Raw genomic sequence first — 17,419 nt, 5'->3', positions numbered from 1 at the left:
GCTTAACCATATCGGCCCATAATCACCGGACCAGCGCGCTCCGCGCACTGGTGATCGCGGCGGCGGTCGCGTCCAGGTCGGTGTGGTGTCCGGCCTGGCCGGTGGAATCGATCCGGTAGCCGTCGCCCGTCGCGATCACCAGAACGGCCGGCCCGGCCGGTCGTCCGCAACGACGCTCGCAGCCGGCCCAGTGCACGGGAAGCGGATGGCCTCGATCAGCGGAAAGCGGATCGGTCTGGTCAGCGGGAACCGGATGGCCTTGGTCGGTGGGAGGCGGGTGGCCTTGGTCAGAGGGAAAGGGCTGGTCATGGGCGGCGGGATGTTGTCGGCTCTGGGCGGCGGGAAGCGGCCCGTCCTTGGCGGCGGGCGTCGGGCCGGCGTGGTGGGCGGCGCGCAGGGTGGCGTACGCGGCGTCGGCCTGGACATCGGCGAGGGACTTCGCGCAGCCTGGGCGGCCGGCGCAGGCGGTGACCCCGGCCCACGGGGAGCCGGGTTCGGTCCCGAGGCCCATGGCGGCCAGCCGGGACATCCACGCCCCGGCATCGGCCGCCGGTACGCCGGGGATGACGATGCCCCGCCAGGGGGACAGCCGGATCTCTCCGGTTCCTGCCGCTGCCACGTCCGCCACCGCGTGCGCCTGGGCGGAGGTCAGTCGGCCCAGCGGAGGCAGCACAACGAGCGCCGCCCGCCCGTCCGCCATGGCCACGACCCCGGGGCCGAGTGAGGGGACGAGGCGGGACGGAGTGGCCGGTGCGCGGAAGGCGGGTGCGCGGAGGGCGGGTGCGTTGGCGGCCAGGCGGGCGGTGATCCTGGCGGGGCCGTCGTCGAGTTCGGTGATGCGCCAGGCGCCGGATTTCTGGGCGGCGCGTTCGGCCAGGAAGGCCTCGGCGGCGGCGACCATCGCCGGCACGGCGTCCGCGAGGCCGGGGCGCAGCCCCGTGTCCTCGCCCGCCAGCAGCAACACCACTTCCACCGCTGTCCGGTCCTGCCGGTGGTTCTCGGGGGACTCCCGGGCTGAATGGGGGTTACCGGGTGATCCCTGCTTCAGGTGAAGGTCCGGGGGCGTTGCCCGGTCCTGCTGGGAGTTCCGCACCGATGCCTGGTTTCGCTGGGAGTCTCCGGGGGGTGCGGGGTCCTGCTGCTGGGAGTCTCCGGGAGGTGCGGGGGCGGGGGCGGACGCGGGAATTGGGAGGAGGGTGACGTCCGCGCGGAGCGGGACCATGTCGCCGCGGCCGTCGTCCAGGGCGAACAGGAAGCGGCCGGGCAGTTCCGCCAGGGCGGGGCGGGCCAGCACGGCGTCGTCCAGCTCGTCGACGAGTGGGGTGACGTCGGCGAGACCACGCCCGTCGACGCCGGACAGGGGGCCGGCGAGGATGTTGCGGACGCGTTCGTGGGTGGCCGAGGGCAGCAGCCCTATGGCGGCCATCCGCTCGGCGAACGCACGTCCTGTCTCGGCGGTGAGCCCGCGCACCTGCACGTTCGCGCGGGAGGTCAGCTCGATCACGCCGGACCCGTAGGAGGCGGCGGCGGTGGCGAGGGCGCGCAGACGTCCGGCGGTGAGCCTGCCGCCCGGCGTCCTGACCCGGGCGATGGCGCCGTCCGCCGCCTCGTGGGTCTGGAGCGCGCCGGGACAGGCGTCCGGCCGAGATCGCGTGAAGGAGGCGGGGGTGGGGTGAGCGTCGGCGGTGGTTTTGCCGTTGTGGGTAGGCTCGGGACGTCCGGAAAACTCGGCACTGGCCACGTTGAGGATCTTAACCCGACTTATCGCTATAAGTCGGGCGACGTGATCTGATGGACGGTGACGGCACATGGAGGAAGCCGGTGTGAATCCGGCGCGGTCCCGCCACTGTCACCGGGGAGTCAACCCCACCGAAGGCCACTGCCCGGCATGGGCGGGAAGGCCGGGGTGAGCGTCGATCCGGAAGCCAGGAGACTCCAGGCCGTCGTTGTGGACCCACGACGCGGGGCGCGGACCCCGAGTGAGGATGTGCCGTGCGCCATCTCCCCATGCTCCTGCTGTCGACCTCCGACACCGACCTGCTCAGCGCCCGCGCGAGCGGCCTGCCGTACCGGCTGGGAAACCCCGCCCGGCTGGCCCCCGACGATCTGCCGGGCCTGCTGGACGGCGTGGAACTCGTCGTCGTCCGCCTGCTCGGCGGGCGGCGGGTCTGGGAGGAGGGCCTGGACGCGCTGCTGTCCGGTTCCCTCCCGGTGGTGGTGCTCGGCGGTGAGCAGGCGCCCGACGCCGAGCTGATGGAGCTGTCCACCGTCCCGGGAGGGGTGTGCGCTCAGGCCCACGCCTATCTCGCGCACGGCGGCCCGGCGAACCTGGCCGAGCTGCACCGCTTCCTGTCCGACACCGTGCTGCTCACCGGCCACGGCTTCGCCCCGCCGGAGCCCACCCCGAGCTGGGGCGTCCTGGACCGCCCCGCGGTCCCCGGCGAAGACCACGCCGGCGCCCCGGACGAGCACCCGGAGATGTCCGCGAACGAGCGCTCCGGGGAGTCCGCGGATGAAGGCCCGGTGGTGTCCGCGGGCGATTCTCCGGGGGTGTCCGCGGAGAGCAGCCGCCCGGAGGGGGCTGCGGATGGGCGCTTTGGGGTGTCCGGGGGTGGGGGGCGGCCTGTTGTGGGGGTGTTGTACTACCGGGCCCACCACGTCGCGGGGAACACCGGGTTCGTGCACGCCCTGTGCGACGCCATCGAGGACGCCGGCGGGCGTCCGCTGCCGGTCTTCTGCGCCTCGCTCCGCACCGCGGAGCCCGAGCTGCTCGAGGTGCTCGGCCAGGCCGACGCGCTGGTCGTCACCGTCCTCGCCGCCGGGGGGACGCGCCCCGCGACCGCCTCGGCCGGGGGCGACGACGAGGCGTGGGACGTCGGCGCCCTGGCCCGGCTCGACGTGCCGATCCTGCAAGGGCTGTGCCTGACCGGCGGCCGGGACGCGTGGGAGGCGAGCGACGACGGCCTGTCCCCGCTGGACGCGGCGTCGCAGGTGGCGATCCCGGAGTTCGACGGGCGGATCATCACCGTGCCGTTCTCGTTCAAGGAGATCGACCAGGACGGGCTGACCGTCTACGTGGCCGACCCCGAACGCGCCGCCCGGGTCGCCGGGATCGCCGTGCGGCACGCCGTCCTGCGGCACGTCCCTCCGCGGGACAGGCGGATCGTGGTCATGCTGTCCGCCTACCCGACCAAGCACGCGCGGGTCGGCAACGCGGTCGGCCTCGACACGCCCGCCAGCGTCGTCCGTCTCCTCGCGGCCCTTCGCGCGGGCGGGTACGACATCGGGCCCGACGGCGAGGGCGGGTTCCCCGGAGTGGCCGAGCTGGACGGCGACGCGCTCATCCACGCGCTGATCGCCGCCGGCGGCCAGGACCAGGACTGGCTCACCGAGGAGCAGTTGGCGGGCAACCCGGTGCGGATCTCCGCCGCCCGCTACGGCGCCTGGTACCGGACCCTTCCCGAGGACCTGCGCGCCCGGATCGAGCGGCACTGGGGGCCGCCGCCCGGCGAGTTGTTCGTCGACCGTTCCCACGATCCGGACGGGGAGATCGTGCTGGCGGCGCTGCGCGCGGGCAATGTCGTGGTGATGGTGCAGCCGCCGCGCGGGTTCGGCGAGAACCCCATCGCGATCTACCACGATCCGGATCTGCCGCCGAGCCACCACTATCTGGCCGCCTACCGCTGGTTGCGGGACGGGTTCGGCGCGCACGCCGTGGTGCACGTCGGCAAGCACGGCAACCTGGAGTGGCTGCCCGGCAAGTCCGCCGGGATGTCGGCCTCCTGCGGGCCGGACGCGGCGCTCGGCGACCTGCCGCTGATCTACCCGTTCCTGGTGAACGACCCGGGGGAGGGCACGCAGGCCAAGCGGCGCGCGCACGCCACCCTGGTCGACCACCTGGTGCCTCCCATGGCCCGCGCCGACACCTACGGCGACATGGCGCGGCTGGAGCAGTTGCTGGACGAGCACGCCTCGATCGCCGCCATGGACCCGGCGAAGCTGCCCGCGATCCGCGCGCAGATCTGGACGCTGATCCAGGCCGCCCGGCTGGACCACGACCTCGGCCTCGCGGGCCGGCCGCACGACGCCGAGTTCGACGACTTCCTGCTGCACGTCGACGGCTGGCTGTGCGAGGTCAAGGACGTGCAGATCCGCGACGGCCTGCACGTGCTCGGCCAGGCTCCGCAGGGCCGGGCCCGGGTGGACCTGGTGCTGGCGATGCTGCGCGCCCGGCAGCTGTGGGCGGGCAACGATGCGCTGCCGGGCCTGCGCGAGGCGCTGGGGCTGGCCGAGGACGGCAGCGCCGGGCGCGTGAGCACCGACGAGGCGGAGACGCTGGCGGCGGCGCTGGTCGAGGGCATGGAGGCCCGCGACTGGGACCCGGCGGCGGTCCCCGAGGTCTGCGCGTCCGTCCTGGCCGGCCCGGACGGCGGGGCGTGGAGGACCGGCCCCGGGGCGGCGGCGGGGGTGGAGCGGATCCTGTCGTTCGCGGCGCACGAGATCGTGCCGCGGCTGGCCAGGACGGGGGACGAGATCGGCGCGGTGCTGCACGCGCTCGACGGCGGGTACGTCCCCGCGGGCCCGAGCGGCTCGCCGCTGCGCGGCCTGGTCAACGTGCTGCCGACCGGCCGCAACTTCTACTCCGTGGACCCCAAGGCGGTGCCGAGCCGCCTGGCCTGGGAGACGGGCCAGGCGATGGCGGACTCCCTGCTCGCCCGCTACCGCGCCGACACCGGCGACTGGCCGCGCTCGGTGGGCCTGTCGATCTGGGGCACCAGCGCCATGCGGACGGCGGGCGACGACGTGGCCGAGGTGCTCGCGCTGCTGGGCGTCCGGCCGGTCTGGGACGAGGCGTCCCGGCGGGTCACGGGCCTCGCGCCGATCCCGTCCGGCGAACTCGGCCGGCCCCGCGTGGACGTCACCGTCCGGATCAGCGGCTTCTTCCGGGACGCGTTCCCGCACGTGGTGGTGATGCTGGACGACGCGGTGCGCCTGGTCGCGGGGCTCGACGAGCCCGAGGAGGTCAACTTCGTCCGGGCGCACGCGGCGGCGGACCTGGCCGAGCACGGCGACGAGCGCCGGGCCACCACCCGGGTCTTCGGTTCGCGGCCGGGAGCGTACGGGGCGGGGCTGCTGCCGCTGATCGACAGCCGCAACTGGCGCGACGACGCCGACCTCGCCGAGGTGTACGCGGTGTGGGGCGGCTTCGCCTACGGCAGGGACATGGACGGCACGCCCGCCCGCTCGGACATGGAGGCCGCCTACCGGCGCATCGCCGTGGCCGCCAAGAACGTCGACACCCGCGAGCACGACATCGCCGACTCCGACGACTACTTCCAGTACCACGGCGGCATGATCGCCACCGTGCGGGCCCTGACCGGCCGCGCCCCCGCGGCGTACATCGGCGACAGCACGCGGCCGGACGCGGTCCGCACCCGCAGCCTGGCGGAGGAGACGGCGCGGATCTTCCGCGCCCGGGTGGTGAACCCGCGCTGGGTGGCGGCCATGCGGCGCCACGGGTACAAGGGCGCGTTCGAGCTGGCGGCGACCGTGGACTACCTGTTCGGGTACGACGCGACGACCGGCGTGGTGGCCGACTGGATGTACGACACGCTGGCGGCGACGTACGTGCTGGACCCGGAGAACCGGCGGTTCCTCTCCGAGTCCAACCCCTGGGCGCTGCACGGCATGGCCGAACGCCTGTTGGAGGCGGCGAGCCGCGGCATGTGGAGCCGGCCCGACCCCGACGTCCTCCGCGAACTGCAGGAGATCTACCTGAAGGTGGAGGGCGACATCGAGGGCGGCGCCGGCGACGCCTGATCGCTCACGCGGTCCCGATGCGGGTATGGAGCTAGGAGCGGGATGCGGCCGCGGACGGTCACCGGGGAAAGAGCCGGGCGGGGCCGCCCGGCCGTCGGGGGAGGGGTGGTGTGACGCGATCATGACCAGGACACCCATCGCCGGGTACGCGCTGCTGTCCGACCGGCACTCGGCCGCGCTGGTCGGCGCGGGCGGGTCCGTCGACTGGCTGTGCATGCCCCGGTTCGACAGCCCGTCCGTGTTCGCGGCGATCCTCGACGACAAGGCGGGGTCGTGGTCGATCAGCCCGGCCGGCCCGTGTGCCGTGACGCGGCGCTACGTGCCGCAGACCATGGTGCTGGAGACGACGTTCGAGACCGGCACGGGCGTCCTGGTGCTCACCGACGCGCTCCTGGTGGGCGAGGACCCGGACGTGCACCGGCTCGGCGCGGACGCCCCGCACGTGCTGGCCCGCCGCGTCACGTGCACGCGCGGCTCGGTGGAGCTCGCCGTCCGCTACGTGCCGAGGCCGGAGTACGGGCTGGTCATGCCGCTGCTCACCGCCGTGCCCGGCGGTGTGCGCGCCCGGGGTGGGCCCGACCAGCTCGCGCTCTCCTCGCCGGTGCCGCTGACCGTCGCGGACGAGGAGGCCGCCGGCGCGGCGACGGTCGCCGCGGGCACGACGCTGCGCTTCGCCCTGCACTGGAGCATGGCGGGCGAGCCGCCGCCGGCCATGTGGGACGAGGAGCGGATCACCGAGGGCCTGGACGTCACGGTGGACCGCTGGCGGGCCTGGTCACAGAGCCACCAGGCCTACGACGGGCCTTACCGCGACCTGGTCGGCCACTCCGGCAGGGTGCTGTACGCGCTGTCGTACCAGCCCACCGGCGCCATCGTGGCGGCGCCGACCACCTCCCTGCCGGAGACGCCCGGCGGGCGGCGCAACTGGGACTACCGCTACACCTGGGTGCGCGACGCGAGCTTCACGATGAACGCCCTGTGGGTGGCGGCCTGCCCGGACGAGGCGGACCAGTTCCTGGGCTGCATGACGACGGCCGCCGCGACGTACGCGCCGGAGCGGGCGCTGCAGATCGTCTTCGGCATCGGATGCGAGCACGACCTCACCGAGCGGGAGCTGCCGCATCTCGGCGGGTGGCGCGGCAGCCGCCCGGTCCGGGTCGGGAACGACGCGTGGCGGCAGCCGCAGGTCGACGTCTACGGGGAGCTGCTGGACGCCGTCCACTGCGTGTCCAGCCAGCTCGCGGACTTCGACCCGCCGGTCCGCGCCTTCTTGACCGCGCTCGCCGACGCGGCGGTGACGCAGTGGCGCGAGCCCGACCACGGCATCTGGGAGATCCGCGGGGAACGCCGCCACTACCTGCACTCCAAGGCGATGTGCTGGGTCGCGGCCGACCGGGCCGTCAGCCTGGCCCGGCGCCTCGGCGCCGAGCACCGCGTCGCCGAGTGGCGGGCGGCGGCCGAGGAGATCAGGGACACCATCCTGCGCGAGGGATGGAGCGAGAAGGCCGGCGCCTACACGCAGGCGTTCGGCTCGTCCGATCTGGACGCCTCGGTGCTGATGATGCCGATCATGGGCCTGCTCCCCGCGGACGACCCGCGGATGCTCGCCACCATCGACGCCATCGCGGCGCGGCTGGTCGACGAGCGGGGGCTGGTGTACCGCTATCGCATCGACGACGGGCTGCCGGGGGAGGAGGGGGCGTTCCTGCTGTGCACGTTCTGGCTGGCCCAGGCCCAGGCGCTGGCCGGGCGTCCGGAGGAGGCGCGGGCCGTCTTCGAACGGGCGGGGCGGTTCGCCAACGACGTCGGGCTGATGGCGGAGGAGGTCTGCCCGCGCACGGGGGAGTTCCTCGGCAACTTCCCTCAGGCGTTCAGCCACATCGGACTGATCAACGCCGCGTATGCGGTGTCCATGACCGAGCACGGTGGTCGCTTCGAGCCCGCCTGCCGATAGGCGCCGCCGGATTCTCCGAAGATCCCACGGCGCCGCTGCCCACACGCGAAGATGTCGGGATGATGCGCCGGGAGACGCCGTGGGGCATATGGGACCCCGCGTCGATGTCCGATGTCGTGAACCTCTTCTCCGCCGCGGGCGAACGCTGGTGGATCGCCGGAGGCTACGCCATAGAGCTCGCCGTGGGGCGCGCGTTCCGGGAGCACGGGGACATCGACGTCCTGCTGCTCCGCGATGATCAGCTCACGGCCCAGCGGATCCTGGCCACGTGGGAGTGGTGGTGCGCCGACCCGGCGGGCGTCCTGCGTCCGTGGAAGCGGGAGGAGATCCTCCCCGACACGGTGCACGACATCTGGTGCCGTCCCGGCCCGGACGAGCCCTGGCGGATCCAGGTCATGCTGGACGAGTCCGAGGACGCCGAGTGGGTCTCGCGCCGCGACGCCCGGGTGCGCCGCCCCATCGGCCGCCTGGGGCTGGTGTCGGCGCAGGGAGTGCCCTATCTGTGCCCGGAGGTGCAGCTGTACTACAAGGCCAAGCGTCCCCGTGCCAAGGACGAGCAGGACTTCACCGAGGCCTTGCCGATATTGGACGGCGAGCAGCGCCGCTGGCTGGCCCGCACCATCAGCATGGTGTACGGGGACCACCCGTGGCCGGACCGCCTGCGCGAGGGCGCGGGTGAGCGGGACGGCGGCTGACCGAGCCGTGCGCGAGCGCACCGGGAGGCCGCATGGTGGGAAGAGCGGCTGAGCGCCGGCCTCAGGAGGCGGGACGGTCGCTCCTGTGCGCGGGCCCGTGCGGGTCGGCGCAGTGGGACTCGGTGCGGCCGATGGTCAGCAGCTCCGGCGTCGCGTGGTCGACCTGCAGGGTGGTGTGGCCGATGTCGTACTCGTCGCGGACCATGCGCTCGGCGGCGACCCGCACCGCGTGGCAGTCGGCGCCCGGCACCACCAGGATGTGCGCCGACAGCGCCGCGTAGCCGGAGGTGACCTCCCAGATGTGCAGGTCGTGCACCTCCACGACGTGCTCCAGCGCGGCGGCCTTCCTGCCGATCTCGGCCGGGTTCATCCCGGCGGGCGCCGCCTCCATGAAGACCCTGCCCGAGTCGCGCACCAGCCCCCAGCCGGCCTTGAGCATCAGGGCGGCCACCACGAGCGCGGCGAGCGCGTCGGCGCGGTTCCAGCCGGTCAGCCAGATCACCAGGCCGGCGACCGTGGTGGCGACGAACGCGAACAGGTCGTTGAGGATGTGCTGGAAGGCGCCCTCGATGTTCAGGCTCGTCCGGTCGGCCCGGCTGAGCAGCCAGGTGGCGGCGAGGTTGACGACGATGCCGGCCAGGCCGGTCGCGACGACGTAGCCGCCCTGGACGTCCGGCGGCGTGATGAGCCGGTCGATGCCCTCGTAGATGAAGTATGCGCTCAGCAGCAGCAGCGTGATGCCGTTGATCTGGGCAGAGATGATCTCGGCGCGCTTGAGCCCGTAGGTGAACCCCCCTTGCGGGGGGCGCTGGGCGATGCGCATGGCGACAAGGGCGAACACGATGGCGATGGCGTCGGTCAGCATGTGGCCGGCGTCCGACACCAGCGCCAGCGATCGGGCGAGGAAGCCGATGACCACCTCGACGGCCATGAAGCCGACGATCAGCGCGAGCGCGCCGGTCAGGTAGCGGCGGTCGGTCTCGGCGGTGATCCCGTGCCCATGGCCGTGCCCGTGCCCGCCCCGGGCGCCGTGCCGGAGCCGGGTGCCGTGCCCGCCCTGGCTGTCGTGGCCGTGCCCGCCTTGGCTGTCGTGACCGTGGTCATGCTCGTTGTCGGGCCCGTGACCGTGGTCGTGCTCGTGGCCGGGACTGTCAGCCATCGCCGATCCCTTCCTCGGTGTGCCGGGCGTGGGTGATCGCCAGATCGAACAGCATGCGCACGTGGGAGTCGGCGAGCTGGTAGTAGGCCATGCGCCCCGACCTGCGCACCTTGACCACCCGGCGCATCCGCAGCAGCCGCAGGGCATGGGAGGCGCCGGACATGCTCTGGCCGGTGGCCGCGGCGAGGTCGCACACGCACATCTCGCCGCCCTCCAGCAGCGCCGCCATCATGCGCAGCCGGCCGGGATCGGCGAGCAGGCCGAACATCTGGGCCAGATCTTGCACGGTGTCCTCGGACGGCAGTGCCTGGCGCACCGAGGCCACCCGTTCGGCGTCGACCATGGGAACCGAGCAGGCGTGCGGGTCCATCACTGTGACACTTGAACGATCCTTCATACGTGCAAGTGTAGGAAGCGCCCCTCACGCTGTCGACCTCCCGGCCGGCCGGGAGGCCGGCAGCGGGAGGGCGGGGAGCGGTCACAGGGGGGTGAAGGCGCCGGTGTCGGGGTGGTAGTTGGACACGACGCCGGTCTCGACCTCGTAGAACCAGCCGTGCAGGCGCAGGCGGCCGGCGGCCAGGCGCCGGGCGACCCGAGGGTAGCGGCGCAGCTTGTCGAGCTGGGCGACCAGGTGGGCCCGCGCGGCGTCCTCCTCGGCGACCGCCGGGGCCTCCCGCCAGCGGTGCGTCTGGAGCAGCCACCACCGCGTGGTCGGCGCCGAGCGCAGCGTCCAGGAGCGCACCCGGCCCTGGACGGCGCCGCACCGGGTGTGCCCGCACACGATGACGTCCCGCACACCGAGGATGTTCACGGCGTACTCGATGGTGGCCGCCTCGGCCGTGAGCCGGCCCAGGCGGTAGGGCGGGATGACGTTGCCCGCCGTGCGCAGTTCGAACAGCTCGCCGGGGCGGGCGCCCGTGATCAGGGACGGGATGACCTGCGCGTCCGAGCAGGTGACGAACATCGCCTGCGGCGAGACGCCGTGCCGGGGGGAGGCCGCCTGTTCTCGGCCGCCGCTGACCTTCTGGTGGAACGTCCGGGCATGGTCGATCAGCGATTGCATGGGTGTGGACTCCTTCGTGCTGAGGTCGGGCGTGGAGCGTCGCCGGGCGCGCGCGACGCGCCCCCGGTCCCGCGCGGGGCGCGGGAGCCTTGCCGATCAGCAGCGGAAGATGGGCAGTCGCGGCCTCGCGGGCCGTGTCCATCGCAGGGCGGAGACGCCCGCTCTGGGAATGTCCGTCCGGAACGCCGCCTCCGTGACGGCTTTCGGTCTCTGCGACGGGTGCCCGCCGTGACGCGACAGCAGGGGTGGGGGCCCCGCGGCGGAAGGGCCCTCCCACGGCTTGGGGCAACCGTCGTGGTCGGCGTCCTCGGGGAGCGGCGTGGGCGCGGGCTCCGCCGATGTTCCGAGGAGCGGCGCGGCGGCCGCGGCCGGAGAGAGGCCCGGCGGGCCCTCGTGGGAGCCGGTGCCGTGGAGGAGCAGGATGACGGCGGCCGTGGCGAACAAGAGATGGAGAGCCGCCCGTACCGCTGATCGTCGCTCCGTCAACGCATCGCCCCACTACCTGTAGCATGCAGTCGATTACCGATAGTAGTCGAGGTGTGGTGCCCCGTACATGGAGAGTTTGGCAAAAGTGCTGGTCACACTATTGAGATGGGAGATCTGTGATGCGAAACGCCGATGCCGGCGGGGTTTGCGCGCCTTCGCTTCCCCGCTCACGACCTGGGCACCCGCGAGTCATCCGGTGTTGTGCGGCGCGTCATCGGGCGTCTCTAACGTGACGGCCATGAGAAAAACCATGATCGGGTTGGGCGCCATCGCCGTGGCGCTGAGCCTCTCCGCCCCCGCGCTCGCCGACGGGCACGACGGGCATGACGGCCAGGCCGACCACCAGTCGCACGGCGGTGGCGGGTTCGGCCGCGCCACGCTCACCGGCTGGGCCTCCCTCCCCGCGCAGACCTACGTACCGGGCAGCGAGCCGTCGGGCTTCAAGCTCGGCACGGCCCCGATCAACGGCATCACCCCGCCGTTCCCCGGCCAGCCCGTGCAGGGCTTCAGCGGCGTGGCCCGCCGCCACGACGGCACCTACGACGTGCTGTCCGACAACGGCTTCGGCAACAAGGCCAACAGCGGCGACTTCCTGCTGCGCATCCAGCGCGTCAAGCCCGACCTGCGCTCCGGCGAGGTCAAGGTCGTGGGCGGGCTGAACCTCAGCGACCCGGCCAAGCGCGTCCCCTTCCCGCTGACCCGCGCCGACCGCAAGCTCACCGGCGCGGACTTCGACGTCGAGTCGATCGTCCGGCAGCCCGACGGCACCTACTGGATCGGCGACGAGTTCGGCCCCTGGCTGCTGCACTTCTCCGCCTCCGGCTCGCTGCTGGAGAAGCCGGTCACGCTGCCCGGCGTCCAGGCCCCCGAGAACCCCTATCTCAACGGCGGCACGGCGAACCTCGGCAGCAGCAAGGGCTTCGAGGGCATGGCGCGCGGGCTCGACGGCCGCCACCTGTACCCGCTGCTGGAGGGCACCGTCGCCGGCGATCCCGCGGGCACGCTGCGCCTCAACGAGTTCGACCTGCGCGACCGCGCCTACACCGGGCGCCGCTGGGCCTACAAGCTGGACGCGCCGGGCAACTCCATCGGCGACATGATCACGGTCGACCGTGACCGCTTCCTGGTCATCGAGCGCGACAACGAGCAGGGGACCGCCGCGCGCACCAAGCGGGTCTACCTGGCCGACCTGCGCGACCGCGACAGGGACGGCGCCGTGGACAAGACCCAGGTGGCCGACCTGCTCGACCTGGCCAACCCGCGTGGCATCGGCGGCTTCGGCAGCACGTTCACCTTCCCGTTCCAGACCATCGAGGACGTGGTGATCCTGGACGACTCCACGATCGCGCTGCTGAACGACAACAACTTCCCGAACTCCGCCGGTCGCACGCCGGGCACGGCCGACAACAACGAGTTCATCACCGTGCGGCTGTCGCGTCCCCTCGGCGCCGACCCGCGCGCCTACCGCCGCTACTGATCCCGCGTCATCCGGGTGGGCTCGCGGTGACGCGGGTCCACTCGATGCGGGCCGCGGCGGCGTTTCCGCCCGCGGTGCCGGTCACCCAGTGCGTCACCTGCGGGCTCTCGCGGCTGTCCTGCACCACCCAGGTGGCCCCGGTGTCGGCGCCGTCGCGCCACAGGCGCGCCACGCCCGCGCTGTCGGTCGTCACCCTCCAGGTGGACGGGGCGGCGGCGGTGGCGGAGGAGTAGACCTTCTCCCACACGGCCGAGCCCTTCCGCATGGTCCAGACCCCGCTCTTCTGGACGGCCAGCATCAGCCTGCGCTGCCCGTTGGCGACCTTGGCGCCCATGCTGACGCCCTCGCCGGTGGCCGGGTTCAGGGCGCTGTCGTCCTCCACCCGCCCGCGGAACTCCAGCGTGAAGTCACAGCCGCGGGTGACGTCAAGGCCGAGCAAGGCGCTGGAGGCGCGGCGGGAGGCGCTGCGCAGCAGCAGGTCGCCCGCGGCCAACCGCGCCGTCCCGCCGGCCCCGTCGAGCGTCCAGTCGCCGAAGGCGTCGAAGGTGCTGCCGGCGACGTCGTCGACCACCTCCAGCAGGTCCACCACCGCCTCGGCCGGGGCGGCGGCCGTGCCCGAGCACCACAGAGCCACCTGCGGGGCCTCGCCGGAGGCGGCGACGGCCCACCCGGCCCCGGTCTCGGCGCCGTCGATCCGCAGGGTGGCGTCGCCGCGGGCGTCGACCGCCACCTGCCAGACGTGGGCCGCCGTGTCGCCGGGCGCGGCGTGCACCCGGCTCCACCCGCCCCCGCCCTGGACGAAGGAGTACACGCCGTCCGGCTGGAGTGCCAGCATGAGCCGGACGGAACCGGTGGCGACCTTCAGCGCGAGGCCCGCGCCCGCCTCGGTGGCAGGGTCCAGCCGGGAGTGGGCGGCCACCGTGGCCCTGATGGTGGCGACGAACCCGCCGGAGGGGCCGTACCGCCGGGTGACGCCGGAGAACCCGGGCGGGCCGCCGGGGGTGGCGTCCGCCAGGCGCAGCCGGCCTGAGGCGTCGACCTCGACGGCGCCGTCGCCGGCCGTCACCGTCCAGGCGGAAAGGTCGCCCCACCGGCCGCCGACCCCGGTGAACGACCGGGAGACGTCGAGCTCCGCGACCTTGATGGCGGTCTGGTTGTGCTCCCACACGACGAAGAAGCGGCCCGGCGCGTACTCGTCGGCGCTCGCGTACACGTCCCAGCCGCGGGCCGCGCCCTCGGTCAGCCGCGCGCCGTCGGCGAACAGCCGGCCCGGCCCCCACGGGGCGCCCGGCCGCTTGACCTTGTAATAGAGGACCTCGCGGTACTGGTCCGGTTTGCTCGCGCCCGCGCCGGTGAACGGCCCGGCCAGCGTGTTGTAGATCGTGAGGTAACGCCCGCCGGAGTCGCTGGTGAAGTACCCCTTCACGTAGTAGTTCGGCAGTTCGGGGTCCAGCGTCATCGCCGACCAGGTCAGCCCGCCGTCGGCGCTGGTCGCCGTCGCGGCGTGGGAGGCGTTGGCGCGGTAGAAGGCGTCACGGGCGGCGGCGGAGGAGCCGCCGGTCAGGTTCAGGGTGCGGGCCACCATGAGCAGCGTGCCGGGCGCGTCGTGCGACACCGCGAGCTGCGGCTCCTCGATCGACACGCCGGGCGGGCCGGCGGCGAGCGCCCCGGGCGTCCAGGTGGCCAGGTCCGCCGAGCGGAGCACCCCGGCCCTGGTCGTGCCGCCGGACGCCTGCCAGTAGGGGAGCAGCCAGACCCCGTCGTGCTTGAGCGGCCTGCCCGCCAGGACCACGCCCCGGCTGTTGGCCGGCACCTGGACGGTGACCGGGAAGTCGGCCCAGGTGCGCCCGGCGTCGGTGCTGCGCCTGGCCGTCATCGCCACGGGGAAGCCGTCCACCTCGCCTTCGCGGTCCCGGTCCGCGGACACGGTGATGCGGCCGAGGAACGCGTACAGGACGCCGCCGTCGTTCAGGAAGATCACATAGTGGTAGCGGTGCGCGGACGTCGCCGCGGCCAGCGTCCCGGTCGTCCAGGTGGCGCCCCCGTCGCCGGAGGTCGCGTACAGGATCGAGCCCTGGTCGGTCGGCGCCGGGTCGCGGTCGTCGCGCGCACCGGCCCGCCAGCCGACCACCAGCCGGCGGGCGTCGAGCGCGACGATGTCCGGCACGCGGTTGCCCTCGTGGGCCAGCTCGCCGCGGGAGTCGAACTCGGCCTCGCGGTAGACGGTCACGGGGGCGCCGACCGCGGCGCCGACGACGTCGGCGTCGGGCCAGGCGCGGGCGGGGGTGGGGCTCATGGCCGAAGCGAACACGAGCCGCGCGGCCCGGCGCAGCCGATCCTCCGTCCTTTCACCCGGTGTTCACCGGATCGTGCCCGCCGGCGGGACGGCTCCCCTCGCACGGCGAACGGGCGGCGCCGCGCCCCGGCCTCGCGGCCGGTGCGCGACGCCGCCCAGGGCAGTCGCTGTCACCCTCGATCGCCGTGAAGGCGTCCGGTTACGGGCTGGTGCAGGTCAGCGAGGGAGTGCCCGGCGAGCCTTGTGCGACGTACCCGAAGGTCGTGGAGGCGTTGCTTCCCAGACTGCCGTTGTGGGGGGCGTTCTTCACCGTGATGTTGGAGCCGCTCAAGGTGTAGGAGCCGTTCCACAGGCTGTTGATGATGGTGCCGCTCTGCAGCCCCCACCTGACGGTCCAGGAGCTGATCGCGCTGTTGCCCGCACGCACCGTCACCTCGCCCTGGTAGCCGTTGCCCCAGTTGCTGGTGGTCTTGAAGGTCGCGGAGCAGGCGCCGGTCCCGCCCGACGGGGTGGGCGTCGGGGTGGGCGTCGGGGTCGGGGTCGGCGTCTGGTTGCCGGTCGGGGTCGGGGTGGGGGTCGGAGTGGGCGTCGGGTCGGGGTTGCCCTCGCCCACGCCGGTCACCTGGCCGTTGCCGCCGTCGAAGACGACGTCGGAGCAGTTGTAGAAGGTCTCCTGGCTGTCGGACCGCTGCCACACCGAGTAGATGATGTGCCGGCCGCTCTTGCCGGACGGGAGCGTCGCGTTCCAGTAGTAGTAGGAGTCGGCGTTACCCGGGTTGCCGACGCTCGGCGGGTCCTGCGCGGTGTAGAACGGCTGGCTCTCCAGGTCGCTCCAGGCCAGGGAGCGGGTCGGGCTCCAGCTGTCCTTGGTGATGTAGGTGCGGAACGATCCGGGGTGCGCCGCCCACTTGTTGTACCGGAACTGGATGTTCGCCCCGGAGGTCAGGTGGGTCACCGGCCAGTCGTTGCGTGCCAGGTCGAAGCCGCTGAAGTTGTACACGACCGCGCCGCCGCTGCACAGCTTGCCGTCCGGGATGAAGCCGCTGGTGCGGCCGCCCCCGTCCGAGCGCAACACGGCGAACCAGTTGTAGATCGAGTTGGTCCCGCTCTGGGCGACCGCGGCGGCGCAGGCGGGGTTGTGCGGCTGGACCGCGCCGTTGCTGCCGACACTGTCCTTCCAGCACAGATAGGTGCGGCTGCCGGGGATCATCATCGCGCCGTGGGCCGAAGCCGACCCGGGCAGCAAGGCGACCAATAGGAGGGTCGCGATCGCGGCGGCGGCGCCGGCGATCGAGATCTTACGTCGCTTTCTCATGAAACACCTTTCGAGGGGTTACGACGTAGGTCCTCGGCGCAGCCGGGACGTCCATCGCGGCAGCGTGTCCGGCACGCTCGAGCAAGGCACGGACACTATGCACGTCAAGGAGTCACCGAGGACCTGGTGAAGTAACCGGTCGTCGCCGTGAGGCGAACAGCCGTCGACTGCCGACCAGCATGCGAAAGCGCTTACGCGTCAAGAACTCTAGGTCGCCGGTGCTGGGCGTGGGAAACAGCCGAAATTATCGGTCCCGTCCGTACCTCTTGATCACCTGTCCCCTAGCAGGTGAAGGCCATGACCCCCGAGGCGGGCGATTAATCGGCCGCTGAAACGCCATGAAACTTTCGTGTAACGCGGGCCCGTCGTGACGTCCGCTCGTGATGTCCGGTCGTGTGCGCGGTCGTCGCGTCCGTGCGCCATCGGCGAGGATGAACGAGTGGACGTACGCCCCATTTCGCCCTCGGCTCTGGTGGAGGAGCTCGCCGACCGCATCGCCGGCGCCTCCCGGTCCTCCTGGGTGCGCGTCGCCCTCGACGGCGCCCCCGCGGCGCGGCCGGGCGAACTGGCCGACGCGCTGATCGGCCCGTTGCGCCTGCGCGGACGCGAGGTCCTGCGGGTCCCGGCGGCCGGCTTCCTGCGCCCGGCCTCGCTCCGCTACGAGTACGGCCGCACCGACCCCGACGCCTTCTACGACGGATGGCAGGACTTCGGGGCGCTGTCGCGCGAGGTGCTCGACCCGCTGGAGCCGGGCGGATCCGGCAAGGTCCTGCCGTCGCTGTGGGACGCCGCAGCCGACCGGGCCACGCGCGCGCCGTACGTGACCCTGCCGCCGGGCGCGGTGCTGCTCATGGACGGCCGCCTGCTGCTCGGCCGCTGGCTGCCGTTCGAGATCACCGTGCACCTGTGGCTGTCGCCGGGCGCGCTGGCCCGCCGCACCCCCGAAGAGGAGCGGTGGACGCTGCCCGCCTACGCCCGGTACGAGGAGGAGGCCGCGCCGCGCGAGAGCGCCGACGTGGTCGTCCGCGTGGACGACCCCCGCCACCCCGCGGTCGTCACCGGCGCCTGAGGCGGGCGGCGCGAGGCCTCTTGCGGCGTGGCGGGGCATACATCTCTCGTAGAGGCCGTTGACCTGGAAAGACGCTACCCGCGCA

General features: G+C 73.2%; 11 protein-coding genes and 1 riboswitch. Of the genes, 5 read left to right on the top strand and 6 right to left on the bottom strand.

The window, feature by feature from the left end:
• Positions 1 to 22: 22 nt before the first annotated feature.
• The gene (locus ACFO60_RS28395; RefSeq protein ID WP_380845845.1) at positions 23 to 1,741 is read right to left on the bottom strand and encodes a precorrin-3B synthase; all 1,719 of its coding nucleotides are present in this window, start codon (positions 1,739 to 1,741) and stop codon (positions 23 to 25) included.
• Positions 1,742 to 1,785: 44 nt separating this feature from the next.
• Positions 1,786 to 1,959: riboswitch (cobalamin riboswitch) on the top strand.
• A 48-nt stretch (positions 1,960 to 2,007) separates the two neighbouring features.
• Between ACFO60_RS28395 and cobN the strand changes: the two genes are divergently transcribed.
• The 3 genes from cobN to ACFO60_RS28380 all read left to right on the top strand — a co-directional run bounded on the left by cobN (position 2,008) and on the right by ACFO60_RS28380 (position 8,469).
• The gene (gene cobN / locus ACFO60_RS28390) at positions 2,008 to 5,820 is read left to right on the top strand and encodes a cobaltochelatase subunit CobN (RefSeq protein ID WP_380845884.1); all 3,813 of its coding nucleotides are present in this window, start codon (positions 2,008 to 2,010) and stop codon (positions 5,818 to 5,820) included.
• 121 nt (positions 5,821 to 5,941) lie between these two features.
• Positions 5,942 to 7,774 (top strand): glycoside hydrolase family 15 protein, encoded by a 1,833-nt coding sequence (locus ACFO60_RS28385; RefSeq protein WP_380845842.1) that lies wholly within the window; start codon positions 5,942 to 5,944, stop codon positions 7,772 to 7,774.
• A gap of 104 nt (positions 7,775 to 7,878) precedes the next feature.
• Complete coding sequence (locus ACFO60_RS28380; RefSeq protein ID WP_380845839.1) at positions 7,879 to 8,469, top strand: nucleotidyltransferase domain-containing protein; 591 nt, start codon at positions 7,879 to 7,881, stop codon at positions 8,467 to 8,469.
• A 61-nt stretch (positions 8,470 to 8,530) separates the two neighbouring features.
• On the opposite strand, the gene ACFO60_RS28375 is transcribed toward ACFO60_RS28380, so the two are convergent.
• The 3 genes from ACFO60_RS28375 to ACFO60_RS28365 form a co-directional block, all read right to left on the bottom strand.
• Complete coding sequence (locus ACFO60_RS28375) at positions 8,531 to 9,628, bottom strand: cation diffusion facilitator family transporter (RefSeq protein WP_380845836.1); 1,098 nt, start codon at positions 9,626 to 9,628, stop codon at positions 8,531 to 8,533.
• Complete coding sequence (locus ACFO60_RS28370) at positions 9,621 to 10,025, bottom strand: ArsR/SmtB family transcription factor (RefSeq protein ID WP_380845833.1); 405 nt, start codon at positions 10,023 to 10,025, stop codon at positions 9,621 to 9,623. Before ACFO60_RS28370 ends, ACFO60_RS28375 begins: the two co-directional genes overlap by 8 nt.
• Positions 10,026 to 10,106: 81 nt before the next feature.
• Complete coding sequence (locus ACFO60_RS28365) at positions 10,107 to 10,691, bottom strand: carbonic anhydrase (RefSeq protein WP_380845830.1); 585 nt, start codon at positions 10,689 to 10,691, stop codon at positions 10,107 to 10,109.
• A gap of 724 nt (positions 10,692 to 11,415) precedes the next feature.
• Here ACFO60_RS28365 and ACFO60_RS28360 point away from each other — a divergent pair.
• A complete protein-coding gene (locus tag ACFO60_RS28360) occupies positions 11,416 to 12,654 on the top strand; it encodes an esterase-like activity of phytase family protein (protein WP_380845827.1) in 1,239 nt (412 codons plus the stop codon).
• Positions 12,655 to 12,661: 7 nt separating this feature from the next.
• Here ACFO60_RS28360 and ACFO60_RS28355 read toward each other — a convergent pair whose 3' ends face one another.
• Both ACFO60_RS28355 and ACFO60_RS28350 read right to left on the bottom strand, forming a co-directional pair.
• Complete coding sequence (locus tag ACFO60_RS28355) at positions 12,662 to 14,950, bottom strand: sialidase family protein (RefSeq protein ID WP_380845824.1); 2,289 nt, start codon at positions 14,948 to 14,950, stop codon at positions 12,662 to 12,664.
• Positions 14,951 to 15,149: 199 nt separating this feature from the next.
• On the bottom strand, positions 15,150 to 16,265 hold the full coding sequence (locus ACFO60_RS28350; protein ID WP_380845821.1) for a lytic polysaccharide monooxygenase: 1,116 nt from the start codon (positions 16,263 to 16,265) through the stop codon (positions 15,150 to 15,152).
• A gap of 439 nt (positions 16,266 to 16,704) precedes the next feature.
• On the opposite strand from ACFO60_RS28350, the gene ACFO60_RS28345 reads away from it, so the two are divergent.
• Complete coding sequence (locus ACFO60_RS28345) at positions 16,705 to 17,334, top strand: nucleoside/nucleotide kinase family protein (protein ID WP_380845818.1); 630 nt, start codon at positions 16,705 to 16,707, stop codon at positions 17,332 to 17,334.
• Positions 17,335 to 17,419 lie beyond the last annotated feature (85 nt).

The organism is Sphaerisporangium dianthi (assembly GCF_042654065.1).
Lineage (GTDB): Bacteria > Actinomycetota > Actinomycetes > Streptosporangiales > Streptosporangiaceae > Sphaerisporangium > Sphaerisporangium dianthi.
Note: the sequence above shows the minus strand (reverse complement) of the source record. Positions and strands in the feature narration are given on the sequence as shown.

Coding starts and splice junctions, on each gene's coding strand:
- ACFO60_RS28350 (WP_380845821.1), bottom strand. CDS start 16,265: ATGAGAAAGCGACGTAAGATCTCGATCGCCGGCGCCGCCGCCGCGATC.
- ACFO60_RS28380 (WP_380845839.1), top strand. CDS start 7,879: ATGTCCGATGTCGTGAACCTCTTCTCCGCCGCGGGCGAACGCTGGTGG.
- ACFO60_RS28385 (WP_380845842.1), top strand. CDS start 5,942: ATGACCAGGACACCCATCGCCGGGTACGCGCTGCTGTCCGACCGGCAC.
- ACFO60_RS28355 (WP_380845824.1), bottom strand. CDS start 14,950: ATGAGCCCCACCCCCGCCCGCGCCTGGCCCGACGCCGACGTCGTCGGC.
- ACFO60_RS28360 (WP_380845827.1), top strand. CDS start 11,416: ATGAGAAAAACCATGATCGGGTTGGGCGCCATCGCCGTGGCGCTGAGC.
- ACFO60_RS28365 (WP_380845830.1), bottom strand. CDS start 10,691: ATGCAATCGCTGATCGACCATGCCCGGACGTTCCACCAGAAGGTCAGC.
- cobN (WP_380845884.1), top strand. CDS start 2,008: ATGCTCCTGCTGTCGACCTCCGACACCGACCTGCTCAGCGCCCGCGCG.
- ACFO60_RS28375 (WP_380845836.1), bottom strand. CDS start 9,628: ATGGCTGACAGTCCCGGCCACGAGCACGACCACGGTCACGGGCCCGAC.
- ACFO60_RS28370 (WP_380845833.1), bottom strand. CDS start 10,025: ATGAAGGATCGTTCAAGTGTCACAGTGATGGACCCGCACGCCTGCTCG.